The organism is Methylopila sp. 73B (genome assembly GCF_000526315.1).
Lineage (GTDB): Bacteria > Pseudomonadota > Alphaproteobacteria > Rhizobiales > Methylopilaceae > Methylopila.
Map to the genome: position 1 here is coordinate 678,718 of NZ_JAFV01000001.1, position 22,248 is coordinate 700,965.

Annotated in this window: 26 protein-coding genes; 24 read left to right on the forward strand and 2 right to left on the reverse strand. The window is 66.8% G+C overall.

Going from position 1 to position 22,248, the window contains the following annotated elements:
* The first annotated feature begins 5 nt into the window (after nt 1-5).
* From K244_RS0103290 to K244_RS0103300, 3 genes are all read left to right on the forward strand, one after another.
* Nucleotides 6-1,943 (forward strand): phage major capsid protein, encoded by a 1,938-nt coding sequence (locus K244_RS0103290; protein WP_024816282.1) that lies wholly within the window; start codon nt 6-8, stop codon nt 1,941-1,943.
* A 62-nt stretch (nt 1,944-2,005) separates the two neighbouring features.
* On the forward strand, nt 2,006-2,206 hold the full coding sequence (locus K244_RS0103295; RefSeq protein ID WP_020184821.1) for a hypothetical protein: 201 nt from the start codon (nt 2,006-2,008) through the stop codon (nt 2,204-2,206).
* 4 nt (nt 2,207-2,210) lie between these two features.
* Nucleotides 2,211-3,584 (forward strand): phage portal protein, encoded by a 1,374-nt coding sequence (locus K244_RS0103300; protein WP_020184822.1) that lies wholly within the window; start codon nt 2,211-2,213, stop codon nt 3,582-3,584.
* Here K244_RS0103300 and K244_RS24075 read toward each other — a convergent pair.
* Nucleotides 3,574-4,125, reverse strand: a complete 552-nt coding sequence (locus K244_RS24075) for a hypothetical protein (protein ID WP_245259730.1) — start codon at nt 4,123-4,125, stop codon at nt 3,574-3,576. The genes K244_RS0103300 and K244_RS24075 overlap by 11 nt on opposite strands.
* A 21-nt stretch (nt 4,126-4,146) precedes the next feature.
* Here K244_RS24075 and K244_RS24080 point away from each other — a divergent pair, with 21 nt between their 5' ends.
* From K244_RS24080 to K244_RS0103350, 10 genes are all read left to right on the forward strand, one after another.
* Complete coding sequence (locus K244_RS24080) at nt 4,147-4,620, forward strand: hypothetical protein (protein ID WP_245259731.1); 474 nt, start codon at nt 4,147-4,149, stop codon at nt 4,618-4,620.
* Entirely contained in the window at nt 4,620-5,249 is a 630-nt protein-coding gene (locus K244_RS0103310) for a hypothetical protein (RefSeq protein ID WP_020184825.1), read from the forward strand. Before K244_RS24080 ends, K244_RS0103310 begins: the two co-directional genes overlap by 1 nt.
* Entirely contained in the window at nt 5,246-5,620 is a 375-nt protein-coding gene (locus tag K244_RS0103315; RefSeq protein WP_020184826.1) for a hypothetical protein, read from the forward strand. Before K244_RS0103310 ends, K244_RS0103315 begins: the two co-directional genes overlap by 4 nt.
* A gap of 1 nt (nt 5,621) precedes the next feature.
* Nucleotides 5,622-6,035 carry a hypothetical protein gene (locus K244_RS0103320; protein WP_020184827.1) on the forward strand — a complete coding sequence of 138 codons (414 nt, stop codon included), beginning with the start codon at nt 5,622-5,624 and terminating at the stop codon, nt 6,033-6,035.
* Nucleotides 6,036-6,039: 4 nt separating this feature from the next.
* On the forward strand, nt 6,040-6,228 hold the full coding sequence (locus K244_RS23450) for a hypothetical protein (protein ID WP_020184828.1): 189 nt from the start codon (nt 6,040-6,042) through the stop codon (nt 6,226-6,228).
* Between the two features lie 150 nt (nt 6,229-6,378).
* Nucleotides 6,379-7,314 carry a phage tail tube protein gene (locus K244_RS0103330; RefSeq protein WP_020184829.1) on the forward strand — a complete coding sequence of 312 codons (936 nt, stop codon included), beginning with the start codon at nt 6,379-6,381 and terminating at the stop codon, nt 7,312-7,314.
* Nucleotides 7,314-7,538, forward strand: a complete 225-nt coding sequence (locus K244_RS0103335; protein WP_020184830.1) for a hypothetical protein — start codon at nt 7,314-7,316, stop codon at nt 7,536-7,538. Before K244_RS0103330 ends, K244_RS0103335 begins: the two co-directional genes overlap by 1 nt.
* A gap of 126 nt (nt 7,539-7,664) precedes the next feature.
* Nucleotides 7,665-7,973 carry a hypothetical protein gene (locus K244_RS0103340; RefSeq protein ID WP_020184831.1) on the forward strand — a complete coding sequence of 103 codons (309 nt, stop codon included), beginning with the start codon at nt 7,665-7,667 and terminating at the stop codon, nt 7,971-7,973.
* On the forward strand, nt 7,970-8,383 hold the full coding sequence (locus K244_RS0103345; protein ID WP_020184832.1) for a hypothetical protein: 414 nt from the start codon (nt 7,970-7,972) through the stop codon (nt 8,381-8,383). The genes K244_RS0103340 and K244_RS0103345 overlap by 4 nt, the downstream gene beginning before the upstream one ends.
* Before the next feature lie 146 nt (nt 8,384-8,529).
* A complete protein-coding gene (locus K244_RS0103350; RefSeq protein WP_245259732.1) occupies nt 8,530-8,724 on the forward strand; it encodes a hypothetical protein in 195 nt (64 codons plus the stop codon).
* Here the strand turns inward: K244_RS0103350 and K244_RS23455 are convergent.
* Nucleotides 8,717-9,250, reverse strand: a complete 534-nt coding sequence (locus K244_RS23455; RefSeq protein WP_197027139.1) for a hypothetical protein — start codon at nt 9,248-9,250, stop codon at nt 8,717-8,719. The genes K244_RS0103350 and K244_RS23455 overlap by 8 nt on opposite strands.
* Between K244_RS23455 and K244_RS0103355 the strand changes: the two genes are divergently transcribed.
* The 11 genes from K244_RS0103355 (at nt 9,249) to K244_RS23460 (ending at nt 22,200) form a co-directional block, all read left to right on the forward strand.
* The gene (locus K244_RS0103355; RefSeq protein ID WP_020184834.1) at nt 9,249-9,923 is read left to right on the forward strand and encodes a hypothetical protein; all 675 of its coding nucleotides are present in this window, start codon (nt 9,249-9,251) and stop codon (nt 9,921-9,923) included. The genes K244_RS23455 and K244_RS0103355 overlap by 2 nt on opposite strands.
* Nucleotides 9,923-13,591 (forward strand): phage tail length tape measure family protein, encoded by a 3,669-nt coding sequence (locus K244_RS0103360; RefSeq protein WP_020184835.1) that lies wholly within the window; start codon nt 9,923-9,925, stop codon nt 13,589-13,591. Before K244_RS0103355 ends, K244_RS0103360 begins: the two co-directional genes overlap by 1 nt.
* A 3-nt stretch (nt 13,592-13,594) precedes the next feature.
* The gene (locus K244_RS0103365) at nt 13,595-14,227 is read left to right on the forward strand and encodes a hypothetical protein (protein ID WP_020184836.1); all 633 of its coding nucleotides are present in this window, start codon (nt 13,595-13,597) and stop codon (nt 14,225-14,227) included.
* Nucleotides 14,227-14,817, forward strand: coding sequence for a hypothetical protein (locus K244_RS0103370; protein ID WP_024816284.1), 591 nt, complete (start codon nt 14,227-14,229; stop codon nt 14,815-14,817). The genes K244_RS0103365 and K244_RS0103370 overlap by 1 nt, the downstream gene beginning before the upstream one ends.
* Before the next feature lie 3 nt (nt 14,818-14,820).
* A complete protein-coding gene (locus tag K244_RS0103375; protein ID WP_020184838.1) occupies nt 14,821-15,228 on the forward strand; it encodes a hypothetical protein in 408 nt (135 codons plus the stop codon).
* The gene (locus K244_RS0103380; RefSeq protein WP_020184839.1) at nt 15,225-17,810 is read left to right on the forward strand and encodes a hypothetical protein; all 2,586 of its coding nucleotides are present in this window, start codon (nt 15,225-15,227) and stop codon (nt 17,808-17,810) included. The genes K244_RS0103375 and K244_RS0103380 overlap by 4 nt, the downstream gene beginning before the upstream one ends.
* Nucleotides 17,807-18,187, forward strand: coding sequence for a hypothetical protein (locus K244_RS0103385; protein WP_020184840.1), 381 nt, complete (start codon nt 17,807-17,809; stop codon nt 18,185-18,187). The genes K244_RS0103380 and K244_RS0103385 overlap by 4 nt, the downstream gene beginning before the upstream one ends.
* A gap of 28 nt (nt 18,188-18,215) precedes the next feature.
* Nucleotides 18,216-18,593 carry a hypothetical protein gene (locus tag K244_RS0103390; protein ID WP_020187783.1) on the forward strand — a complete coding sequence of 126 codons (378 nt, stop codon included), beginning with the start codon at nt 18,216-18,218 and terminating at the stop codon, nt 18,591-18,593.
* Nucleotides 18,594-18,596: 3 nt separating this feature from the next.
* Nucleotides 18,597-21,170: a hypothetical protein gene (locus K244_RS0103395; protein ID WP_155931561.1), complete on the forward strand. Its 2,574-nt coding sequence runs from the start codon at nt 18,597-18,599 to the stop codon at nt 21,168-21,170.
* A 3-nt stretch (nt 21,171-21,173) separates the two neighbouring features.
* A complete protein-coding gene (locus tag K244_RS0103400) occupies nt 21,174-21,944 on the forward strand; it encodes a hypothetical protein (protein ID WP_020184842.1) in 771 nt (256 codons plus the stop codon).
* Between the two features lie 73 nt (nt 21,945-22,017).
* Nucleotides 22,018-22,200: a hypothetical protein gene (locus tag K244_RS23460; protein WP_155931563.1), complete on the forward strand. Its 183-nt coding sequence runs from the start codon at nt 22,018-22,020 to the stop codon at nt 22,198-22,200.
* Nucleotides 22,201-22,248: the final 48 nt, after the last annotated feature.

A 22,248-nucleotide genomic window follows, 5' to 3' on the forward strand; every position in this document is an offset into this window, starting at 1 on the left:
TGAACATGAGCGTTGAACACCGAACGACGGTCTCGGCCGGCGATGGCTACGATTTTGTCATCAGCGACGGCAGCCGGGATACCTATGGCACCCGGATCAACCCGAATGGCTGGGATCTTCGGCGGTTCATTGCCAACCCCATCGCCTTTTTCGGTCATGCGAAAAGCGATCCGCTTCCGATCGGCACCTGGTCGAACCTGAGAGTTGAGAATGGCCAGCTGCGTGGCCGCCTCAAGCTCGCTGCGCCCGGAACAAGCAAGCGCGTAGACGAATACCGCACCCTTATCGAACAGGACATTCTCCGGGGCGTGTCCGCAGGTTTCCACGTCATTGAGCACGGGAAGCCGGGCGGCCCCTACGAATTCGAACGGCAAGAACTGCTCGAGGCATCTCTTGCAGCCGTGCCTTCGAACAAAAACGCCTTGGCCTTGGCCAGGTCGTTGAACGTTTCCGACGACACCCTGAACCTCGTCTTTGGCAGGACTGCCGATGCAGACGTGGGGATGACGGGTCGCGGCCTTGGCGAGATCGCCGCGAACCCTCCTGTTACCCCACATCGAAGGAGCTCCACCGTGAGCAACCCCCTTGCCCAGCGCATCGTGGATGCGCAGGAGCGCGTTGTCGCGCTCCGTGACCAGCTGACCGATCATCTCGCCACCGTCGACGACCTGAACCCCGACGAGGCGTCGAAGACGGTCACCGACGAACTCAACCAGCGCATCGCCTCGCAGGAGAGCCACCTGGCGACCCTCCGCGAGTCCGAGGCCCGGCTGGCCGCCACGTCTGAGCCGGCGGCTCAGCAGCGCACCGCTGAGACCCGTCGTCCGTTCGCCGTGCCGGCTGTCAAGGTCGACCCGAAGAGCTACGCCTACCGTGCCGCGACCATCAAGCTGCTCTCGCACATCGAGCGGAAGCCGGTGGATCTCGTGCGGCAGGAGCGCTACGGCGACGACGAGCCGACCAAGGTCGTCACCGGCATCCTGACCCGCGCCGCGACGGCGCCGGCCACCACGACCACGTCGGGCTGGGCCTCGCAGCTTGTGGAGACCGTGAACGCGGACTTCATGGAAGACCTGATGCCGGCCTCGGTCTATCCGGGTCTGTCGGCTCGTGGCCTGCGTCTGAACTTCGGCCGCGCCGTCGCCATCAGCATCCCGTCCCGGTCGGCGACCCCAACCATCGCGGGCTCGTTCGTCGGAGAGGGCGCGCCGATCCCGGTTCGTCAGGGCGCGTTCACCTCGACCACGCTCACCCCGAAGAAGATGGCCGTCATCTCCACGTTCACTCGTGAGATCGCCGAGCATTCGACCCCGGCGATCGAAGGCCTGATCCGCAACGCGATCCAGGAAGACACGGCCGTCGCGATCGACACCGTTCTCCTCGACGCCACCGCGGCTAGCTCCATCCGTCCGGCGGGCATTCGCAACGGCGTCACTGTGACCACGGCGACCGCTGGTGGCGGCTTCGCGGCTCTGGTCGGCGACATCAAGGCGCTCGTCGGCGCTCTGATCACGGCGACGAACGGCAGCGTTCGTTCTCCGGTGTGGATCATGAACCCGGTTCAGGCGATCTCCATCGCTCTGACCCAGAACGCTGGCGGCGATTTCCCGTTTGCCAACGAGATCAACGGCAATCGCCTCCAGGGTTACCCGGTGATCCAGTCGGCGTCCGTGGCCGCTGGCCGCGTCATCCTCGTCGACGCCGCCGACTTTGTCAGCGTCACGGGCGACGAGCCGCGCTTCGACGTGAGCGATCAGGCGACGCTCCACATGGAGGACACCACCCCGCTCGCGATCGGCGCGACTGGAACGCCCAACACGATCGCTGCCCCGGTTCGCTCGCTGTTCCAGACGGACAGCATCGGCATCCGGATGATCCTGCCGATGAACTGGGGCTTCCGCCGCGCTGGCGTTCTGGCCTGGACCGAGTCCGTCAGCTGGTGACGATGAAAGTACGGGCCGCGGGGAAACCTGCGGCCCGCCCTTTTCCTTGAAGGAGGACGATCATGTCCAAGGACAAGAACACCGAAGACCTGCAGCCGACCCCTACTCAGGCTGAGAACGACGCCGCGAAGCTCGGTGTCGTCGGCGAAGTGAAGCCTGTCGACGAGAAGTCTGACGACAAGGACGATGAGAAGTCGCGCGAGGCCAAGCCTGCCGCTTCGACCGGCTCCGGCTACCAGACCCGCACCACGGGGAAGGCCTGACCACATGGGGATGCTGTCGCGTGTCGCGGGCTTTTTTGCGGGTAGGTCCGTAGAAGGCGCGTACCGCGATGGCCCCTATAATCTTCCGATCACAGGCGGCATCCTGCCTGCGGGCTCGCCGTGGAACTGGTGGCAGACCGGCGCTGACCCTGTGAGCTACGGCAACACCTCAACGATGGTCGAGGCTTGTGTCTCGGCCTACTCGCAAACGGTCGCCATGTGCCCCGGGGATCATTGGCGCACGAACGAGAGGGGCGGGCGCGAGCGCGTTGTGAACTCGGCGCTGGCGCGCATCCTCAGGAAGCCGAACGACTACCAGTCCATTTCGGACTTCATGTTGAACGCCGTGCGGTCCCTTTACGTGGACGGCAATACCTACGCGCTCGCGTTGCGGAACGACCGCTTCGAGATTTCCGAACTGCACCTGATGAACCCGCGTGAGTGCTCTGCGCAGGTATCGGTCACTGGAGAGGTGTTCTATCGGCTCGGTGGCAATCCGATCATCGACAGGCGCGTCGATGGATCGTTGATTGTCCCGGCTCGAGACGTGCTCCACATCCGCCTGCATACGCCGCGTGATCCGCTAAAGGGCGAGTCCCCGATCTCAGCCGCGGCGATGGATCTCGCAGCCGGCAATGCGATGCTGCAGCAGCAGATTGCGTTTTACCTCAACCAGGCGCGGCCTTCGTCGGTTCTCGTCAGCGACCAGGTTCTGACGAAAGAGCAGGTTGCAACCCTCCGTGAACTCTGGAACGAGCAGAGCAAAGGCCTTAACGCCGGCGGCACGCCTATCCTCTCCGGCGGCCTTAAGCCCTTCAATCTCGGCAGCAACGCGAAGGACGCGCAGCTCGTCGAGATGCTCAAGCTGAGCGAGCAGCATGTAGCGCTTGTTTTCCGGACGCCACTTCAGATCCTCGGCATTGGCGACACGCCATTTGCATCGACAGAAGCGCTGATGACCAGCTGGGTCAGCCAGGGTCTCGGCTTCGCTCTGAACCACGTGGAGGAAGCTTTCGGACTCTTGTTTGGCCTGAAGGGTGTCCCGGCGGATTATCTCGAGTTCGATACCTCGGCGCTGCTGAGGTCGAATTTCAAGGAGCGCATGGAAGGCTGGGCGGTCGCGACCAAAGCCGGCCTCGCCATCAATGAGTTCCGAAACGCTGAAGGCTACGCCTCCGTAGCGCACGGCAATGAGCCGCGCGTTCAGCAGCAGGACGTTCCGCTAAGCGCTGCTTCCGCAATCCCTTCCGCTCCGCCTGCGCCGCCGGCTCCGGCCGCTTCTGAGCCGGACCCTGATAGCTCGGAGAGCGTCGCAAATGACAATGAGCGAGCCCGCCAACTCTTCCGAGCGTCGCACGTCCGCCATGTCACCATTTGACGTTCTGGCTGAGGAGCTCGGCGCGGTAGCTGGACGGCTTGAGCGCGAGGCGGGTCTCAGGATTAGCGCCGCGCTCTCGGACATGCAGAGAGTTGATGCCGAGCGCGAGTTGCGCCTGTCCCGGCTCGAAAGGGCTGCAGAAGACCGGATCGCCAGCCTCCGCGACGGGCGCGATGGTTTGGACGGCGCTCCTGGGACCAATGGTGAGCCCGGCCTTCCCGGCCCGATTGGCGAACGTGGCGAAGCTGGCCCTATGGGCGAGCCTGGTCCGCGCGGAGAGCAGGGTGAGCGCGGAGAAATGGGGCCTGCTGGCCCAATTGGCGAAACTGGCCCCGCAGGGCCGCAGGGCGAGCGCGGCGCTGACGGCGCCGTAGGCCCCCAAGGCGAGCGTGGAGAGCCTGGAGCCGTTGGCACAGAAGGCCCGTCCGGGCCGCAGGGTGTCCCGGGAGCCGTAGGCCCCCAAGGCGAGCGCGGCTCCGATGGCGCGCCCGGTGTTCAGGGCGAACGCGGAGAGCGCGGCGCTCCTGGCAAATTGAGCCACGTCCGGTCCTATGAGCCCGGCGTGCATTACGAAGGCGACATCGTGACATTCCGTGGCGCCACCTATCAGGCGGGTCGGGACACGGCCAACGATCCTTCACACGAAGATTGGACATGCATCGCCGAGCGCGGTCATGACGGCCAAACTTTCCAAGTTCGAGGCACTTTCGAGCCCTCGTCGTCGTATTCCCGTTTTGACGTGGTCGCTCTGAACAGCAGTTCCTTCGTGGCCCTCCGGGATGCGCCTGGCGCGTGCCCCGGAGATGGCTGGCAGGCTTTGGCGATGGGCGGCCGTCGAGGCGAGAAGGGCCCCGCGGGCGAGCGCGGACTGCAGGGAATTGCGGGACGCGATGGGATGCCCGGCGCGTCCATTGTAGGTTGGGAGACGGACCTCCGCGGCTATGTCGCCACGCCGATCATGAGCGATGGATCGCTTGGGCCTCAACTTGAGGTGCGGGTGTTCCTCGAGCGCTTTCTTGAAGAGACCGGCCGCTGATGTCCGTCGTCGTCATCACCCCGCCCGAAGCGCTCCTGACGCCTGAAGAGGCGCAGATGATGGCTCCGGTGATGGCTGACGACGGCTATGTGCGTGTGCGCGAGCTTCTCGCTGCCGCACAGGCGGCCATAGAGCCGGTTTCTTGGCCTGGGGCGGCCTTCGGCCGTCAGACGCTCGAATGGCGGCTCTCTGGCTTCCCCTGCGCTTCCGAGCGGCTTCCGTTCGGCCCAGCGTCCAGCATCGTCAGCGTAAAGTACGACGACGCGGACGGAGACGAGCGCACAGTCGACGCGGCGGACTATCGGCTGATCGACGGCGGATCGCTTCGGGCTCGGATCGAGCTTCGGCGCAACTGCTCCTGGCCGGCGACGGACTGCGGCGCAAACGCCGTAAGGATCCGTTACGTCACCGGGTCCGAGCGCACCGACCCGCGGCTGTCGGCGGCGAAGCAGGCGATCGTGCTATCGGCTACGGCTCTGCGGTCGCTCTCGAGCGCGGATCTGGCGCTGAGGTCGGTCGAGGTCGTGGGCGTCAGCACCCGCACGTATGTCGTTTCCGATGCGGCCTCCAAGATCGTGCAAAGCGCGGTTGACCGCCTGCTGGCCCCCTATTGGGTACCCTCGGTATGAGCGCCGCTCAGATCCGAGCGGACTACGCTCTTTCGCTCTGTGAAGACGGGGAATGCGTCACGCTTCAGCGGCTGGGGCAGAACGCGTCGGAAGCCATCGATCTCCGCGCTCGGATCATGGGCTTCAGCCCTGACGAACTGGCGTCGGGCATTGATCAGGGCTCCCGCAAGATCGTCCTGCTCGCAGAGGACGTCGAGGCGGCAATCGACGAAGGCGCATGGCCTGAGCCGTCTGCCGGGCGCACGGCCATCGTGAAGAACGACCGCATCGTGGTTCGCGGCGCTCCTCTGAACGTCGAGAGCGTGGACGACAGCACCCGTCGCGTCGGCGGTGTGCTGATGGCTTACGACATCGTCGCCAAGGGGTTCTGACGTGGCCCAGCTCGCGGTGATCGAGGCTGTCGAAGGACGGCTCGCCGAGGTGTGGACCGCGTCTCCTATTGTTGGGGTTCTCACGCCCGAAGCCGATCCGCACGACGGGTCCCCGTTCCTCGTCGTTCAGTACCCCGTGACCAACTCGGACATCGCCTCGATCGGCGATCCGGGGAACAACCTCTGGCGCGACGAGGGCGTGTTTCTGGTTCGCGCTTACCGGCCTAAGGGTCAGCTTCGCCAACTGGTCGAAGACGCTGACACTGTCGGGCGGATCTTCCGCGGATGGCAATCCGCTGACGGGGTTTTGTCCTGCTTCGCCCCTGAGGGAGCGTCGATCGACGACCGCAACGACGACGGCCTGTTCGACGTCATCAGCGTTTCGATCCCCTACCACTTCGACCATCTCGGGTAGTTAGATGAGCAAGCCACTCGTCTTCGGTGATCGCCGGTGCCCTGCAACCGGCGCGAAAGTCGAGGCAGTCTTTGAGTTGATGCCCGACGGACGTTTAGAGGTCACCTTATCTGGGGATTACGACTTCGCAACCGCGGTTCTGACTGTGGCCGAAGTCGAGATGCTCAAACTCCACCTTCTCGGCGAAGGCTAAATCCAAACGTCATCCCTTTCAGAAAGCCCGCCCTGACCGGCGGGTTTTTTGTTGCCCGAACCGGTCCTTGGGCAAGGCCGTACGGCCCGCTGTGAAGCGCGCCAGCCCGCGTCGTGACGACGCCGGCCATCCCTCAGATGGAGCCCTTCCATGCCCGCTGATCACAGCAGCACGCGCATCGCGTTCGTGCCTGAAGTCGCCTGGGGAGAGATCCCCGCGACGCCGTCGTTCCAGGCGTTCCGCACGACGCGCGCGTCGGGGCTGCGGACGAACAAGACGACTGCGGTCTCGGACGAAATCCGTGCCGACCGCAACGTCGCCGACGAGTTTATCCTAGGGCTCGACTGCGCCGGCGACTATCCGGTCGAGCTGTCCTACGGCAGCTTCGACCCGCTGCTCGAGGGCCTGCTGTTCGGCACCTGGACGACGAACGTCCTCAAGAACGCGAAGGACCGGAAGTCCTTCACGTTCGAGGAGACGCGCGAGACCAACGTCGGCACCGGTAAAAGCTTCAGCCGCTTCGCCGGCGCCATGGTCAACCGCGGCGAGTTCACCGTCCGCGGGCGGCAGAAGATCGAGGCCACCTTCGGCCTGATGGCGAAGTCCGAGCTGCTGGTGACCGGCACGATGTCGGGCGCGACCTACGCCGCCGCGAGCGCCGAGCCGATCCTGACGGCGTCGAAGAACGTCGCGGCGCTGTCCGTCGTCGGCGCCGCCACGCCGCCGAAGGTGATGGGCCTGTCCTTCACGATCGACAACGGCCTGCGGGTGCGGCCGCTCGTCGGCGACGTCTACTCCACCGACTTCGGCGTCGGCCGGTGCGAGGTCACCGGGTCCATGGACGTCTACTTCGAGAGCAACGAGCTCTACCAGAAGGTGCTCGACCACGGCGGCGGCGCGCTGTCGTTCACGGCCGGAGCCGCGGCGAACAAGAAGTACACGTTCGCCTTCCCCAAGATCATCTTCCTGAACGGCAACATCCCGCAGGGCGGCAACACCGACGACGTGATGGTCACCATCCCGTTCCGCGCGGTCTACGACGCCACCGAGGCCTGTTCCGTCAAGATCACGCGGGCCGTGGCGTGATGCGGGTCGCCGCTCTGATCGAGATCGACGACGCCACCGAGACAGTCGTCGTCGATCAAACGGATGACGCCGGCGCGCTCCGATCCCGGGAGCATTACGTCGTTATCGGCGGCGAGCGGCGAGCATTGATCGGGCTTGTGCGCTTGCCTGATCCAGATGCGGGCACGACAGATCTGAAAGCGATCCTTCGCGCTGCAGTCGCTGCTGAAGCTCCGGGCACCTAGCGCCGAACCCAACGGGGTCTCGGCTCTCGAACCTGTTGATCCCCACCATCTGGATTTCCGCGGTCAGACCGCATTTCGCGCACGTCGCGTCCATGACGATTCCCCCAAACGACAACGGTAGCACCGATGCAGACGATCGAGATCACGGCCGAACACGGGTTCTCGGGCTATCCCGACAGCTTCCCCGACGGCCCCAAGGACGATGCGCCTGAGCGCGCCATGTTCTTCGCGCCGGGCTCCGTCCACGACGTGGCCGACGACTACGCCGATCTGCTGATCGAGAAGGGGCTGGCGAAGCGCGCGACCAAGGCCGCGGTGAAGGCGGCCGAGAGGGCCGAGGCGGACGCCAAGGCTGCGGCGGAGAAGGCGGAGGCCGATGCGGCCGCTGCTGCGGCTTCGCAGGCGCCGGCAAACGAGCAGGAGCGCGGGAAATGAAGGCGAGCACCGCGAAGGCCTACAGCCGCCGCTTCGAGCACGGCGCCTGGGTGAAGAACATTCCCGGCGCGGACGACCTCGCCCTCAAGGTGCGGGCTCGGAACAACACCGACTACCTGCGCCGCCAGAAGGAGCTGTTCGACGCCGAGCCGGCCGAAAACAAGCCGGGCGGCGTTCTCACGCAGGAGGCGCTTGAGCGCCACGACCGCATTCTGCTGCACGAGACGGTGCTGGTCGGCTGGGACAGGTTCACCGACGACGACGAGAAGCCGATCGCGTTCAGCCTTGAAGCCTCGGCGGACTACATCCTGCCGCCGGACGAGACGATCTTCCGGAGTTGGGTGAACTGGGCGGCGTTCCACGTCGCCGATCAAGGCAAGGACGAACTTGAGGCCGCCGAGGGAAACTGACCGCCGCCCTACGCTGGCACCTGGCGTGGGGCGCGCACGAGGCGGACCTTCGGGAGTTGCATGAGGAAGAGGGCGGCCCGCTTCCGCCGGCTCTCCGCGACAAACCGAAGCTGGCGGCCCATCTGGCGTTCTACTGGAGCGCTTTCATGGACCTCGCGCACGACCGTCAGGTGTTCATGGGCGGGGTCTCATCGATCCCGTTCCTTGCGATCGACGCCTGGGCGCGCCGCCATAGCGTCGGCGGCGACGGCTTCACTCGCTTGGTGCGCTTGGTGCGCGCGATGGACCGGGTGTGGGTCGAGGATGCGGCGATACGAGCGAAAGCTCCGCCTGCTAATTGATCACCGGGGGCTGGGTTTCGACTTGACCATATGAATTTAATGCACAGGCAATCGAGAACTCGATGCTACGTCCAGCCAATTCTGTTACCAGAATCACAAATACATCTTGCTTTTGAATTGGCTTGAACTTGGCGGAGAGAAACCGGTCTACTACTGATCTCATGCGGATTGGGTCGCCGGTCGCTTGTTCGATCTCGGTTGCAATAGCGCCGTCCACAGTCGTGTAAGAAGACAAAACGCTTTTTGCTTTTGCGGGATCGCCTCCAATTGTCGACAGCAAGTTTTCGATTGGCGACACTGTGTATGAGCGCTTCTTCACATCGGCCTTCGTGATCTTCAGGTCTTGAAGTTTCGGAAGCTTTCCCGCCGCGGCCAGCAAACAGTGAGATTCGAGGGGGTCGGCAGAAGCCATCCCCGTTCCAGCGGCCAGCGCGAACAGTCCTATCCACCAACTGCGCATGTCGTCCTCCCTCTCGGATTGCCAGAGGGTGGCGGCGCATCCGCGCAATGTCGAGAGCGCCCGCATGTCCAAGCCGCTCCGTCAGATCGTGGAGACGATCGTCTCGAACGACCTGTCGCCTGCGGCGCGCCAGCGAATAATCGCTGACTTCGCCCGGCGTAAGCTGGCCGAAGGTGTGGACCAGAACCGCCGGGCGACAGGCCGCGAGGTGCCATACACGCAGGCGGTCGACGGCCGTCTCGGTGCCCGCTTGGAGAGCGTGAACGCGGACGCCGGCCGCATCCTATTCATGTTCGATGTGGCGAAGAACGAGCTGTTCGTGTGGATCGCCGAACAGATCGTCAAGCACGCCCCGCGTGGGGTCATCACGCACGACCATGGGCGTTATGCGGACGCCTTCAAGCTGCTCGCTGGCGGGCGCGAAATGCAGCCTGGCGAACCTCTGCCGAAAGCCGACGAGTTCGTGTTCCTGAACGCCATGCCGTACGCGCGCAAAATCGAGCGCGGGCTGTCCAAGCAAGCGCCCGACGGGGTGTTGCAAGCCGTCGCGTTGCTGGCGAAGACGCGCTTCAAGGACGTCGCCAACATCACCTTCGGGTACCGCTCCTACATGGGCGGCCCGGTTAGTGACTGGGCGAAGCTCAGGCGTCCGTCCAAGACCGGCTACTCACGACGCAAGCGCGATGCGGCGCTGGCGAAGGACATCCGGCAACCCGCGATCATCGTGAGGCTCTACTGATGGTCACGACCTCCGAAGTCCGCGAGATCGACATCCGGTCCAAGGCGACCGGCGTCGCGGAGACGATCGGCCTCCTCAACCGCCTGATCACGGCGGAAGAGGGCGTCGTGATCGTCAACGAGAAGATCGAGCGGTCGGACGCCAGCGTGGCGCGCGGGCTGAACGCGGTGCAGGGCCGCTACATCGAACACCACCGCCTCGTCCAGCAGGTCACCAGGGACACGCAACTGCTCGCCGAGGCCCGCGCCCGCGGGCGGGTCACCGACGAGCAGTACACGGCGACCCTGTCGGGCATGCAGGCGAAGCTCATGAGCGTCGCGCAGGCGCAGAAGGAGGTCGCGCGCGGCTGGGCGGGCATGACCGCCTCCAGCACCGGCTCCTACGACGCGATGCAGATCGTCACGCGTCAGGCGGAAGCTCGGGTCGCGTCCGCGAAGCGCGCCGAGGCGCTGTTGCGCGGATTGGGCACCGGGCCGGGCGCGCCGGCCGGCGGCCGTCGCCTGCGCACCGATCAGGCGGTGAACTTCGGCTACCAGATCGGGGACAGCGTCGGCTCGCTTGGCGCGGGCGCGAGCCTCGGCCAGGTCGGGTTCCAGCAGATTCCCCAGATTGTCGGGATCGCCGCCGAAACGGGGATGACCGCTCGCGAGATCGTGTCGGACCTCGGGTCCCGCGCCGCGGCGATGCTGACCCCCGTGAGGCTGCTGACCGGCGGCGTCGCGGCGCTCGGCATCGCTGCGGTCATGGCCTACAGTGACTGGCTGGACCAGCAGAAGCAGCTTGAGGCCTCGACGGCGGGCGTCGGCCGCGGCGTCGGGATGACCGCCAGGGCGCTGAACGACCTCGCCGTCGCCAACGCCTCGGCCGGCGGCGTCAGCAACGCCACGGCGCGGGAGATCGCCGGGAGCTACGCGTCCACCGGCAAGATCGGCGGCGGCGTGCTGTCCGACCTGATCAAGGTGACGCGCGACTACGCCATCACGACGGGGCAGGAGGTTCCCGAGGCGTCGAAGGAGCTGGCGCGCGCCTTCGCCGATCCGGCCAAGGGCGCCGCGGCGCTGAACGAGAAGCTCGGCGTGCTGGACGCCACCCAGAAGCGCGCCATCGACCGGATGGCCGCGACCGGCGACGTCGAGGGCGCGCAGAGGGCGCTCTACGCCGCGATGGTGACGGGGATCGACAGGGCCGGCGATCGGCTGAGCTGGCTGGCCCGGACGTGGAACGCGACGAAGACGGGGCTGTCGGACGTCTGGACCGGAGCGTTTGAGGGTCCGTCGATCGAGCGGCAGATTACCACGATCGAGGGGCGCATCGCTTCACGGCGCTCGGCAATCTCTGGCCTTGGGCGCAACGTCCCCTCCGGCGGACAGGATGAGCGTGACCTTGCCAGCCTTCGCAGCCGACAGACGGAGGCCCAGGAGCAGGCTCGATCGCAACGTGCACGCGAACGGTCCATCACCGCACAGGACTACCTTCTCGGCATAGACGCATCGTCGAACAGCGTGCGGCGTCTGGAAACGGAGCTTGAACGCCTGAAAAACGACATGAGCGCCGGTGTGATCCTCGGCGACAACTTTAAGCTAGCGCAGGAGCAGGCCCGGAGGCTTGAAGGCGCCATCGCTTCCCTGCGGGGCGAGAACGGCAAGCTCCTGAGCGACCTTGACCGCGCCAAGATCGGTTTCGGCCTGCAGATGGAGGGGATCACCGCGCGCACTCCCGAACAGCGCGCGGGGCTCGCCAGTCGCCAGTATCTCGAGAGCACCCGCGGGCGCACCGATATCGATCCGGCGACCCGCCAGTTCAATGCGAGCGCGGCGGGCGATCTGATCCGGGCGCAGGCGCGCGAGGAGGAGAAGCGCTACCGGGAAAGTCAGGCCGAACGCATCCGCCAGAGCGTCGAAGCGGCGGCGCTGGAGGCGCAGAGCGTCGGGCGTTCCGCGACGGAGAACGACCGCCTGCGCATCGTCATGGAGAAGACGAACGCGGCGCGACAGCGGGCCTACGACCTGACGGGCGACTTCAACAAGGTCGCTCCGGCGACGCTCGACCTGATCCAGCGCGAGGCCGCTATGACGGTCGCGCTGACCGCGGCTCGACGGCAGGCCAACACTGCGCTCGAGTTGCAGAACGAGCGTGCGGACCTGTTCCGGGACGCCACCGCGTCCCGCATCGCCGACATGCAGCGCCAGGCCGGCGTCTCGCCGGAGAGCGAATACGGCCGCTGGATCGAACAGACGACCCGCATGACCGAGAGCCTTCGCGAAATGAAGGACACGGGCGGCGAGGCGTTCAAGGGGCTCGCCAGCGACCTCCGGAACGGCGTGAAGCCCGCGGAGGCCCTGGCCAACGCGCTGGGCCGGATGGGCGAAAAGGCCTTCGACAAGTCGGTCGAGAACGTCTGGGACGGTCTCTGGAGCAACGCCAACGGTTCTATGAAGGACATCGGCAAGGCGCCGCTCTCCACGGCGAGCATGGCCGTGACCGCCGCGAACGTCTCGATCGGCGGAACCGGCGTTGCGGCGCTCACTGGACCGGGCAACATCTCGCGCAGCCCGCTCGCCTCGGTCGCGAACGACAACGCGGGCAACCCGTTCGCGGGGCTGCGCGCGCCGAGCAGCGACGGCAGAAGCGCCGCGGCGAGCGCGGACGGCGTCGACCTCGCGGCCGCGGCCCGCGCCATCAAGACGATCGAGAGCGGCGGCAATTACGGCGCCCTCGGCCCCGCGACGCGGACGGGCGACCGCGCCCATGGCGCCTATCAGGTGATGGGCGCGAACGTCGGGCCGTGGACGGAAAAGTACGTCGGCCAGCGGATGACGGCGGACCAGTTCCGCGCCAGCCCCTCCGCCCAGGACGCCGTGTTCAACGGCGAGTTTGGGCGGCTCTCGTCGCGCTACGGCGCGGAGGGCGCGTCGCGGGCCTGGTTCGCGGGCGAAGGCGGGATGAACCGCGCGGGCGCGACCGACGTCGTCGGGACCAGCGTTGGCGGGTATGGGTCGCGTTTCGGCCAGCTCTACAATCAAGCCCCGCCGTCCGCGGACGCTGCGGCGCTCACGGCGCAGTCGCAGGCGATGGCGGAGACCACGGCCAGCATCCGAAACCTGAACCAGACGGCCGCGCAGGCCGCCCCGGCGCTGGGCAACGTGGCCCAGACCGCGGGGAACGCCGGCGGCGTCTTCAGCGATCTCGCGCAGGGCCTCGGCGGCATGCTCGGCATGGCGCTCGGCGGCAAGAAGAACGGCGCGGTCGGCGGCATGGTCGGCATGCTGCTGGGGAAGGTCGTCGGCGCGGGCATGCAAGAAGGCGGCTGGCTGTCCAGCATGCTCAAGTTCGAGGATGGGGGTGTGATGACCTCGCGCGGGCGGTTGCCCATCCGCGCCTACTCCGCGGGCGGCGTCGCCAACTCCCCGCAGCTTGCGATGTTCGGTGAAGGCTCTACCCCGGAGGCCTACGTGCCGGTTCCCTCGGGCCGCATTCCCGTCGAGATGCGCGGCGCCATGCCCATGACGCCGCCGCCGGCCGCCGCCCGCGTCAACCGCTTCGGCGACACGAACATCACCATCCAAGGTAGCGCGGACGACCGCGTTCTCGCCGAGCTCAAACGCGAGTTGGACGCCCGCGACCGCGCCTGGGCCTACCAGCGCGACAACGCATGGCGGGCGGCCTGACCCGTGGCGCATCCCGAGCTCGAGACGTTCCCGGCGCTGATCCGCAAGCCGAAGACGCTGCAGCCGCCGTTCCTGAAGCCGATGCTGCAGATGGGTCCGCGCACCTTCGACGGGCGCCAGCAGATCGGCGCGCCTGACGCCGGCTATTGGACGCTCAGGATCTCGGTCGACGTCAGCCTGCTCGCCGAGCAGCTGGAGTGGATGGGCTTCGTCACCGCGATCCAGGGCGGGCTCAATCCATTCGTCTGCCCGATCTTCGGCGAGCGCTGGGTGCCTAAGCCGACGTCGGGAGCGATCAACGTGACCTTGCGGACGGCGCTGAACGAGGGCGCGACCACGGGGAGCCTGACCACGACCAACGTCGCGCCGCTGAAGCGCGGCATGTTCTTCTCGATCAACGACCGGCTCCATCAGATCATCCGCGCTCCGAACGTCGTCAACGGCGCGCGCAGCGACATCGTGTTTCTGCCGCCGGCGCGCGAGAGCGCCCTCATCAACGCGGCCGTCGAGTTCGAGAACCCGACCTTCATCGCGCGGCCGACGAATCCTGCGGCGGGACCGCTCGACCTCACGCGCAACTGGCAGGGCGAGGGCTCGCTGGAGCTCGAGGAAGACTTCTACGGGTTGGACGTCTGATGGACTTCGGGCCGGCGATCGAAGCCCAGCTCAGGGGCCAGCGGGTGCGGCGGGCGCGCCTGGTGTGGTTCGACTTCGCAACGGAGCCGATGGGCGTCTGGAACGGCGCCCGGCCGCTCACGACCTCGGACGGTCGCACGTGGCTGGGCCTGCGGGGCCTGGGGCGGATCGAGGGCATCGCGCAGTCGATCGACGGCGCGGCGCCTGAAATCCGGTTCTCGCTGTCCGGGGTCTACGCCCGGTTCGCCGCCATGGCAAAGGCCGAGACCGCCGAATACGTCAATCGCCCGGTGTTCGTGTTCTCGCAGTTCTTCACCGGCGACGACCACATGAACGGCCCCTGGCAGCTGCTCGGCGCGCCGTGGGCCGAAACCTGGGGGCTGATGCACAGCCTGATCCCGGAGAAGAAAACGACCGCCGACGGCTTCGAGCGCACGGTCACGCTGACCGCCGAGACGCCCTTCGCCAGCAAGAAACGGACGCGCGCCGCCTACATGAGCGACCCCGATCAGAAGGCGCGCCACCCCGGCGACCGGATCGCCGAGTTCATCGCCGGGATCGAGAGCGTCTACGTCAAGTTCCCGAAGTAGCCGATGCTCGCCGACTTCCTGAAAGGCCTCGCCCGGACCCGCTTCGGGTGGGGCGCGGCGGACTGCGTCCTCGCGCCGGCGGACTGGTGGCTCATGAACACCGGCCGCGACCCGGCCGGCGATCTGCGCGGCGCCTACGCCTCCGAGGCCGACGCCGAGCTTCTGTTCTTCCGCGAGGGCTGTCTGCCGCGGCTCGTCGCCCGCCGGATGGCCGCGGCCGGCGCGCGCCGCGCCCGCGACCCGAAACCCGGCGACGTCGCCGTGGTGCGCGCCTTCCTGACTGACGGCTCGTCCACCTGGTTCGGAGCGATCATGACCCCTGCCGGACGCTGGGCGATCAAGTGCGCGGACGGACTGAGCGTCCGCGACGCGCGCGACGTCCGCGTGGTCGCGGCCTGGAGCTTCGCGTGAACCCGCAGGCGCTCGTTCTCGCCATAGCGCCGGCGTTCGGCGGGGCGCTCGCGGCGGACGGTTCGCTGACGTTGCTCGGCAACATCGTCGCCGGCGCCATCGGCCTGGGGCTGTCGCTGTTGCCCGCCCTGCTGGCTCCGCGCCCGCCGAAGCCGGACACGGGCAAGGCCCTGTTCCAGCAGTCGACGCCTCCGCGCGCCCGGCACTACGGACGCAAGCGTCTCGGGGCGAAACGTCTGTTCATCAAGCAGCGCAACGGCAACCTGACGCAGATCCTCTACGTCGGGGAAGGTCCCTACAGCGCCTTCTACGAGGACTACATCGACGACCGCATCTGCTACACGGACAGCGAGGGCGACGCCACCAACGACCCCTTCGCGACGGAGGTCGAGATCCGGCGCCGGATGGGGACGCAGGATCAAATCGTCTTCGCCGGCTGGAAGCGCCGGTTCTCCGACCGCGTCACCGACGACCACCGCGGCCTGGGATGCGTGCTCGTCGAGCTCTACACCAGCGGCGTCAAAGCCAAGAACTTCCAGGAAACCTACCCCAACCGCATACCGCAGTGGAACGGCGTCGCGGACTGCGCGCTCGTCTACGACCCGCGGTCGGCGACGACGATCTTCACGCCGAACCTGCCGTTGATTCTGCGGGACTATCTGACCCACGCCGATGCGATGCAGATCCCGGCTTCGCTGGTCCACGACCCCGACTTTGTCGTCGCCGCGAACAAGGCCGACGAGATCCTGCCGGCGAAGGATGGGAAGACCGTCCGCCGCTACCACGGCGAGTTCACCCACGTCTTCGACACCGCGCATGAAGACAATCTGCGCCGGCTGATGACCGCGATGCTCGGGCGGCTCTACCTCCGCCCGGAGGGGAAGATCGGCTTCAAGGTCGGGGAATGGGAGGAGCCAACGGTCTTCATCGAAGACCGGATGATCTCGCACTACCGGCTGGAGGACCGCACAGGGCCGCTTCGCGAGACGAACGAAGTTCTGGTCAAGTGGACGAACCCGGACGCCAAATACTCCGAGGCCGACGCCCAGAAGTGGCGCAACGAAGCGCTGATCACCGCCACCGGCCAGGTCAAGTCGACGACGATCGAGGCCTACGAGATCCAGAACCACCACCACGCCCGGCGGGTGGCGAAGTTCTTCGACCGCCGGCTCAACCCGCGCTGGTCCGGCACGATCACCACGAACCTCTACGGCATGAAGGCCTGGGATCAACGCTTCATCCGGATCTCGATCGAAGACCTCGACATCGACAACGAGAGCTTCGAGGTGCAGTCGATCCGGCTCGACGACAGCGATATGAGCGTCACCCTGGAAGTCGCGAGCATGACGGAGGAAGCCTTCGCCTTCGACTTCGCGACGGAGGAGGGCGTCGCCCCCGTGTCGCCCGAGGACGACGCGCCGGACGCGATTGAGACGCCGGATGGACTGTCGGCGACCGTCCTGCGGCGCAACTCCGGATCGGGCGTGGTCGTCGGTATGGAGCTCGCGTGGGACGAGCCGGAGGACGACGATCTCGACGCGGAGGCGCAGATCTCGGTCGCGGATCAGAACGTCTGGAAGCCGATGGCGGTCGCCGACAGCCAGCGCAAGGCCGAGGTCTTCCCGCTGGTCGACGGCGAGTCCTACGACATGCGGGTGCGGTTCATCGGCTCCAGCCAGGCGCCCGGAGACTGGGCGATGATCGAGAACATTGTCGCTGTCGCGGACGCCACGCCGCCGCAGGCCCCCATCACTGCGCAGCTCGACATCACCGGAGCGTCGGTCTTCACGAGCGCCAAGAGCGCCCCGAACGACACGCACATCCGCTCGCTCGAGGTCCGGCGCTGCCGGCCGGATCAGGCCGCGCTCGCCGGCGTCGCCCTTGGTGCCCCGCAGATCACGCAGCCGAACGAGCCGAAAAGCTACACCGACAGCCCCGGCTCCGGCGTCTGGCGCTACCCCTGGTTCGCGCTGAACTCGTCGGGGCTGCGGTCGCCGGAGACCTACGCGGCGGACGTGGACACGGGGGCGACCTTCGCGCGGATCGCGGGCGAGGTCTTCGCCGACGATTACAACCGCGCCGGCGGACCGCTCGGGAGCCCTTATATCAAGGCGACCGGCGCGGACGGCGCCGCTACCATCGTCTCGAACGTGCTGCATGGAGTGTCGGACACCTCGACCTGGTACGTGGCGGCCGATCTCTTCGACCCCGACCACTACGCCGAGGGCGAGATCGCCTTCACGGCGGCGACGCTCTCCCGCGCGCTTTTGGTTCGCTACTCCGACACGACGCACCACATCGGTATCCGCTACGTCGGGGGCGTGTGGCGGATCGAATATCGCAACGGCGGGTCCTTCACGACGCTCGTCAGCTCCGCCGCGATGGCGCTCGCCGCCGCCGGAACGCGGTACCGGCTTGAGACCAAGGGCAATCAGGTGCGGGCGCTTGTGGGCGGCGTCGAGGTCATCGGCTGGACCTCCCTCGGCGGCATCCTTGCGACCGGCACGAAGGTCGGCCTGTTCATCGGCAAGAACGAGGGCGCTCTGCTCAACGACTACAAGGCGGGGCTTCTCACGCCATGAGCCCTGTGAGCGACTACCGCGACCGCGTGAAGCTGGTCGGCAAGATGGCGGCGGACGCCGAGCAGATCGCCCGCACGACGGCCTCAAGCGTCACGACCCGCGTCGATCTTGGCGAGGTCGACCTGTCGCTCAACCTCACGGTTTCGGTTCAGACCGGGATCGTCTCCATCAACGCGCTGCTCGCAGGCGCCAAGGTCGGCGACATGCTGACGTTGCGCCCGGCGGCGACTTGGGCCGCAGGCTTTGCATCAACGAACTACGCTTTCGTGACCTCGGCGGGGCGCATTGAAGCCAGGCTTATCGTGCCCGTCATCACGCTGTCGCTTGCGGGAACGGTGACGCTCAAGCCCCGCGTCATCGCTCTTCGGACCGCCTGACGCTCCTCCTCTCCTGAAAGATCCCGACATGCTCCGACTGACCCGAACTCTCGGGACGGCAGCCTTGCGCTTGCGCGAGGACTGGATCGAGAGCGTCACGCTGACCGCAACGCCAGAAGCGGTCGACCTCGTTGGAGTGACGCTCGAGGCGCGGCTCGTCGATCTTTATCGACCCGATGAGGTCGCGTTGGTGATCCCCCTCGTGGACGCGGTCAACGACCCGCCTCCCGTCCGCCTTGAGATCGGATCCCGCGCCACGAATGGCGACGTCGATCTGTTCCTGCGCGTGCCCGCGTCCGCCGTCGCCGATGCGCTGCGCCCCCACGACTACCGCCTCGACCTCTTCGCCACCGCTGACGGCCAGACCGGCTGTTTCGCGTCCGGCGTCCGACAATTCCGGGAGTAAGAAATGGCTATCACTGCATCCCGATTTCCGGGCGTTGCTGGCGTCACCCCGCGCGCATCCTATGAGCCCGGCGACAGCGTCGATCCGCGTGACGGCGTCTACCACGATGGACGCTACTGGTACGCGAAGCGCGCCACCTCGGCGGTTCCGAGCCCGTCGTCCGACGATTGGGAGATGCTGTTCGACCTGACGCCGAACGCGGCGGCTCAGGAGGGCGCGGAGGCCGCTCGCGCTGCGGCCGAGGCGGCGGCGCTCGCAGCCGCACAGGACCGCGGCGCGGTCGCGGACGACAAGGAAGCGGTCGCCTCCGAGCGCTCCACCGTCATGACGGCGCGCGCCGAGGTGATTGCGGATCGCGAAGAGGTCGCGGCGAACGCCGGCCAGGTCACGACGCTGGCGCAGGCCGCCGTTCTCGCCGCGGAGGCGACCGGGACGGACCGCGCGGCCGTCGCCGCAGACAAGACCGCCGTCGCGACGGACCGCGCCGCTGTGGCTTTGGGCGCCGCGAACGCGGACGCGGCGGCGACCCGCGCGGAGACGGCGTCGAGCATCGCGATCGCGGCGTCCGACGTCTACAAGACCGTGGCCGAGGGTGAGGCCGCCACCACGACGGGCGAGCTGTTCTACGTCATCGCCGCCGACAGCAACGAGTTCACCGAGCTGCGGGAGCGCACCTCTGGCGGCTCGACCGTGCGGAAGCGTCAGCCGTCGAGCGAGAAGATCGTCACGCTCGAGACGAGGATCACGGCGGCGGGCACTGGCGCTCAGCAGGTTGAGGGCGCGGCCTACCTCGACAGCCTCGAAGACGAGTTCGACAACGTCGCCTTCGGCATCCGAGACGCCGCCGGCGGGTTCGAGATCGAGAGCCCCACGATCACGCGCCTCGACACGCAGGACGAGGTGCTGGCGACCACTCTGACCGCGGCTCAGGCCGCGACGGCGGCGCTGGCCACGACTGTGAACGACCTCGAGACGCGCATTCCGGAGACCATCGAATCCTCGTCGTTCCTCGACACGCTCGAGGACGAGCACGACAACGTGGTGTTCGGGGTCAAGGACGCGGCGGGCAACTTCGAGATCGAAAGCCCGACCATTCACCGGCTGGACGCGAAAGACGCCGCGCTTCAGGCCGCGATCGACGCGATGCCTCAGTCCGGCATCCCGACCGTCGAGGGCGCGGCTTATCTCGACAGCGTCGAGGATGAGTACGGCAACGTCGTCTGGGGGCTTCGCGAAGACAACTTCGAGGAAGAGAGCGTCACGCAGCGCCGGCAGGATGCGAAGCTGCTCGACCTGCAGGCGCAGATTGACGACATCGAAGTCGGCGGGGGAGGCGCGAGCCGCACCTACGTGCCGCTCAGGCCCCCGGCCGCCTACGGCAGGCTGCCGGGACCGGTCCGCCTCCACATGAGCGGCATCATCGTGGACGCCGAATTGGATCTCGTGTGGTCGATCCCGCGCGCCGATCCGAAGCTCGCCATTGTCTATCCCGTCGCCAGCACCGACCCGACGCCGATCACGGCGCAGTACGGCTATTGGGACCCGGCAGACGGCGCGCTGAAGTCTCTCGGCAGCTTCCCGATCTACTGGGCGCCGACCGTCGCGAACCTCGTCGAGCCCGCGGTGACGCAGTGGTTCATCGCCACCGGCGACAGCACCATGGACGCGCAGGCCGGCGTGCTGACCCCAGGGTCGTGGTGGAACGAGGCGAGCCGTCAGCTCACCGGCGTTGGCGCGACCCTTACCGTCACGGACCAGGACACGGGCGCGGTGATCCCTGCGCGGCCGGCCGGAAGCCTCACCAAGATCAAGTTCTTCGGGACGCTGGGGACGGGGCCGGTCAAGCACGAGGGCCGGCCCGGCTGGTCGATGTTCGAATACAACAACAAGCTCACGACCGGCTCCGGCGTGAATCTCAAGACTAACCCCTACTACGACGCGACGCGTCCGGCCGGGCGCCGGATGAACCCGGCGAAGTATTGCCGCGACAACAACCTCATGGCGGACGGTTCGCTGAACGCGAACGGCGTCGCCATGCCGGACGGCGTCCTGTCCAACTTCTCCAACCTCAACATCGTCTTCGCGGTGGGCTGGAACAACGTCTACGGCCCCACGCCCGATCCCGCTCAGAACGCGATCGAGGCGAGGTCCGACATGGAGGTCGCGCTCGACAGCTGTCACGAGACCGCGCCTGGGGCGAAGTGCATCGTGTTCGGCATCGGCGCGCCGCCCAAGACCATCTTCAAGAACCAGAGCTTCGGCGAAGACTTCGTCGGAGACGGCGTCGCGGCCGGCCGGTTCGTGTCGCAGCGCACGGTTTTCGAGCAGGCCACCAAAGCGATCGGTCTTGCCTATCAGGCGGCCTGCGCCCCGCGGTCCTACGCGACCTTCGTGCAGACCAGCCACCAGATCTGCCCCGAGACAGCCTACTCGAAGACCAAAAACAAGTTTAGCGACTGGTCTTCGCGGGAACTTGAGGGGTCGTCCGACCACGTCCACTACGCCCCCATCGGCTACATGGAATGGGCCGACCTTACTCGTAACTACATCGCCTACACCTATTGCCGAGGAGCTTAAGCTATGGCGAAGTCTTTCAAGCGCGTCATTCCCGGACGCGATTTCCGCGGCCTCGGCCTCCCGAGCAGCCGCGTCCTGCTGCCGGCCTTCCGCGCGGACATGTTTGCAGCCTACGTGCCGCGCAGCGGCGGGTCCGAGGTTCCCGGCTACGACTATTCGGGCCATGGCCGGCACTCGAACACCTCGAACGCGAAGCTTTATTCGAGCCGGGCGCGCCTCGGCGTGGACGCCGACGGGACCGGCGTCGGCCGCGACATCGTCATGCCGTTCAACGCGAACGACCTCGTCGCCGCGAACACGGCGTGTTCGATCGTCGGCGTCGTCGCCGCGGGCGCCGGCGCATTCATCGCGGGCTCGCTGTTCGGGACGGAACAGTCCCTGGCCCTGATCGAGACCACGACGGACAACGGCCGGGCCACCGTGATCAGCGACACGGCGCCGGTCCACACCACGCTCGACTCCGGCGCGCCCGACGCCACCCGCGGCTCCCGCTTCGAGATGATCGCGGCGTCCTACCTCCCGGCCGAGCGCATCGTCTATCGCCGGCGGCTCAACACGGCGATGCAGGCGACGCCCCCCACGACCACGCCCAAGACCCTCGGCGGCGCGCGGCCGTTCAAGTCCGGCATCAACGCCCAGGGCTCGAACTACGCGGGCTACTTCGATCTCGCGGCGCTCGTGTTCTTTGGGCGCAAGCTCGACGCAGGGGAGATGGAGGCGGTCTACCTCAGCCTGCAGGACTATCTCTCAAAGACGACGGGCGTAACGCTTTAACGCAAGTACCGGTGAAAGCCGTGATTTTGACCAAACCAACGCCAATGGCGACTATCCTACGGAGTGCTATGAAATGGATAACAAGGTAAATCCGACAGTCGAGGAAATGAAAGCTGCGTTCCGCGCGCTAACCGTCGGGTACCGGGCCAGGGGCGCCACCATTCGTTTTATCAACGAGGCGATGGACACTGTTCAAGACGAAATGCGGGACAGCCTTCCGGGCAACGACACGCCGGAAAACGCATTCCCTGGTTGAGCGGCTTGCTGGTCGCTCAACGGCCGCAGACAGCGACCTGATGCAGCG

Bases quoted from the DNA above. Each gene is read 5' to 3' on its own strand.
- K244_RS0103290 (WP_024816282.1), top strand. From the start codon at position 6: ATGAGCGTTGAACACCGAACGACGGTCTCGGCCGGCGATGGCTACGAT.
- K244_RS0103295 (WP_020184821.1), top strand. From the start codon at position 2,006: ATGTCCAAGGACAAGAACACCGAAGACCTGCAGCCGACCCCTACTCAG.
- K244_RS0103300 (WP_020184822.1), top strand. From the start codon at position 2,211: ATGGGGATGCTGTCGCGTGTCGCGGGCTTTTTTGCGGGTAGGTCCGTA.
- K244_RS0103310 (WP_020184825.1), top strand. From the start codon at position 4,620: ATGTCCGTCGTCGTCATCACCCCGCCCGAAGCGCTCCTGACGCCTGAA.
- K244_RS0103315 (WP_020184826.1), top strand. From the start codon at position 5,246: ATGAGCGCCGCTCAGATCCGAGCGGACTACGCTCTTTCGCTCTGTGAA.
- K244_RS23450 (WP_020184828.1), top strand. From the start codon at position 6,040: ATGAGCAAGCCACTCGTCTTCGGTGATCGCCGGTGCCCTGCAACCGGC.
- K244_RS0103330 (WP_020184829.1), top strand. From the start codon at position 6,379: ATGCCCGCTGATCACAGCAGCACGCGCATCGCGTTCGTGCCTGAAGTC.
- K244_RS0103335 (WP_020184830.1), top strand. From the start codon at position 7,314: ATGCGGGTCGCCGCTCTGATCGAGATCGACGACGCCACCGAGACAGTC.
- K244_RS0103340 (WP_020184831.1), top strand. From the start codon at position 7,665: ATGCAGACGATCGAGATCACGGCCGAACACGGGTTCTCGGGCTATCCC.
- K244_RS0103345 (WP_020184832.1), top strand. From the start codon at position 7,970: ATGAAGGCGAGCACCGCGAAGGCCTACAGCCGCCGCTTCGAGCACGGC.
- K244_RS0103350 (WP_245259732.1), top strand. From the start codon at position 8,530: ATGGACCTCGCGCACGACCGTCAGGTGTTCATGGGCGGGGTCTCATCG.
- K244_RS0103355 (WP_020184834.1), top strand. From the start codon at position 9,249: ATGTCCAAGCCGCTCCGTCAGATCGTGGAGACGATCGTCTCGAACGAC.
- K244_RS23455 (WP_197027139.1), bottom strand. From the start codon at position 9,250: ATGCGGGCGCTCTCGACATTGCGCGGATGCGCCGCCACCCTCTGGCAA.
- K244_RS0103360 (WP_020184835.1), top strand. From the start codon at position 9,923: ATGGTCACGACCTCCGAAGTCCGCGAGATCGACATCCGGTCCAAGGCG.
- K244_RS0103370 (WP_024816284.1), top strand. From the start codon at position 14,227: ATGGACTTCGGGCCGGCGATCGAAGCCCAGCTCAGGGGCCAGCGGGTG.
- K244_RS0103375 (WP_020184838.1), top strand. From the start codon at position 14,821: ATGCTCGCCGACTTCCTGAAAGGCCTCGCCCGGACCCGCTTCGGGTGG.
- K244_RS0103385 (WP_020184840.1), top strand. From the start codon at position 17,807: ATGAGCCCTGTGAGCGACTACCGCGACCGCGTGAAGCTGGTCGGCAAG.
- K244_RS0103390 (WP_020187783.1), top strand. From the start codon at position 18,216: ATGCTCCGACTGACCCGAACTCTCGGGACGGCAGCCTTGCGCTTGCGC.
- K244_RS0103395 (WP_155931561.1), top strand. From the start codon at position 18,597: ATGGCTATCACTGCATCCCGATTTCCGGGCGTTGCTGGCGTCACCCCG.
- K244_RS0103400 (WP_020184842.1), top strand. From the start codon at position 21,174: ATGGCGAAGTCTTTCAAGCGCGTCATTCCCGGACGCGATTTCCGCGGC.
- K244_RS23460 (WP_155931563.1), top strand. From the start codon at position 22,018: ATGGATAACAAGGTAAATCCGACAGTCGAGGAAATGAAAGCTGCGTTC.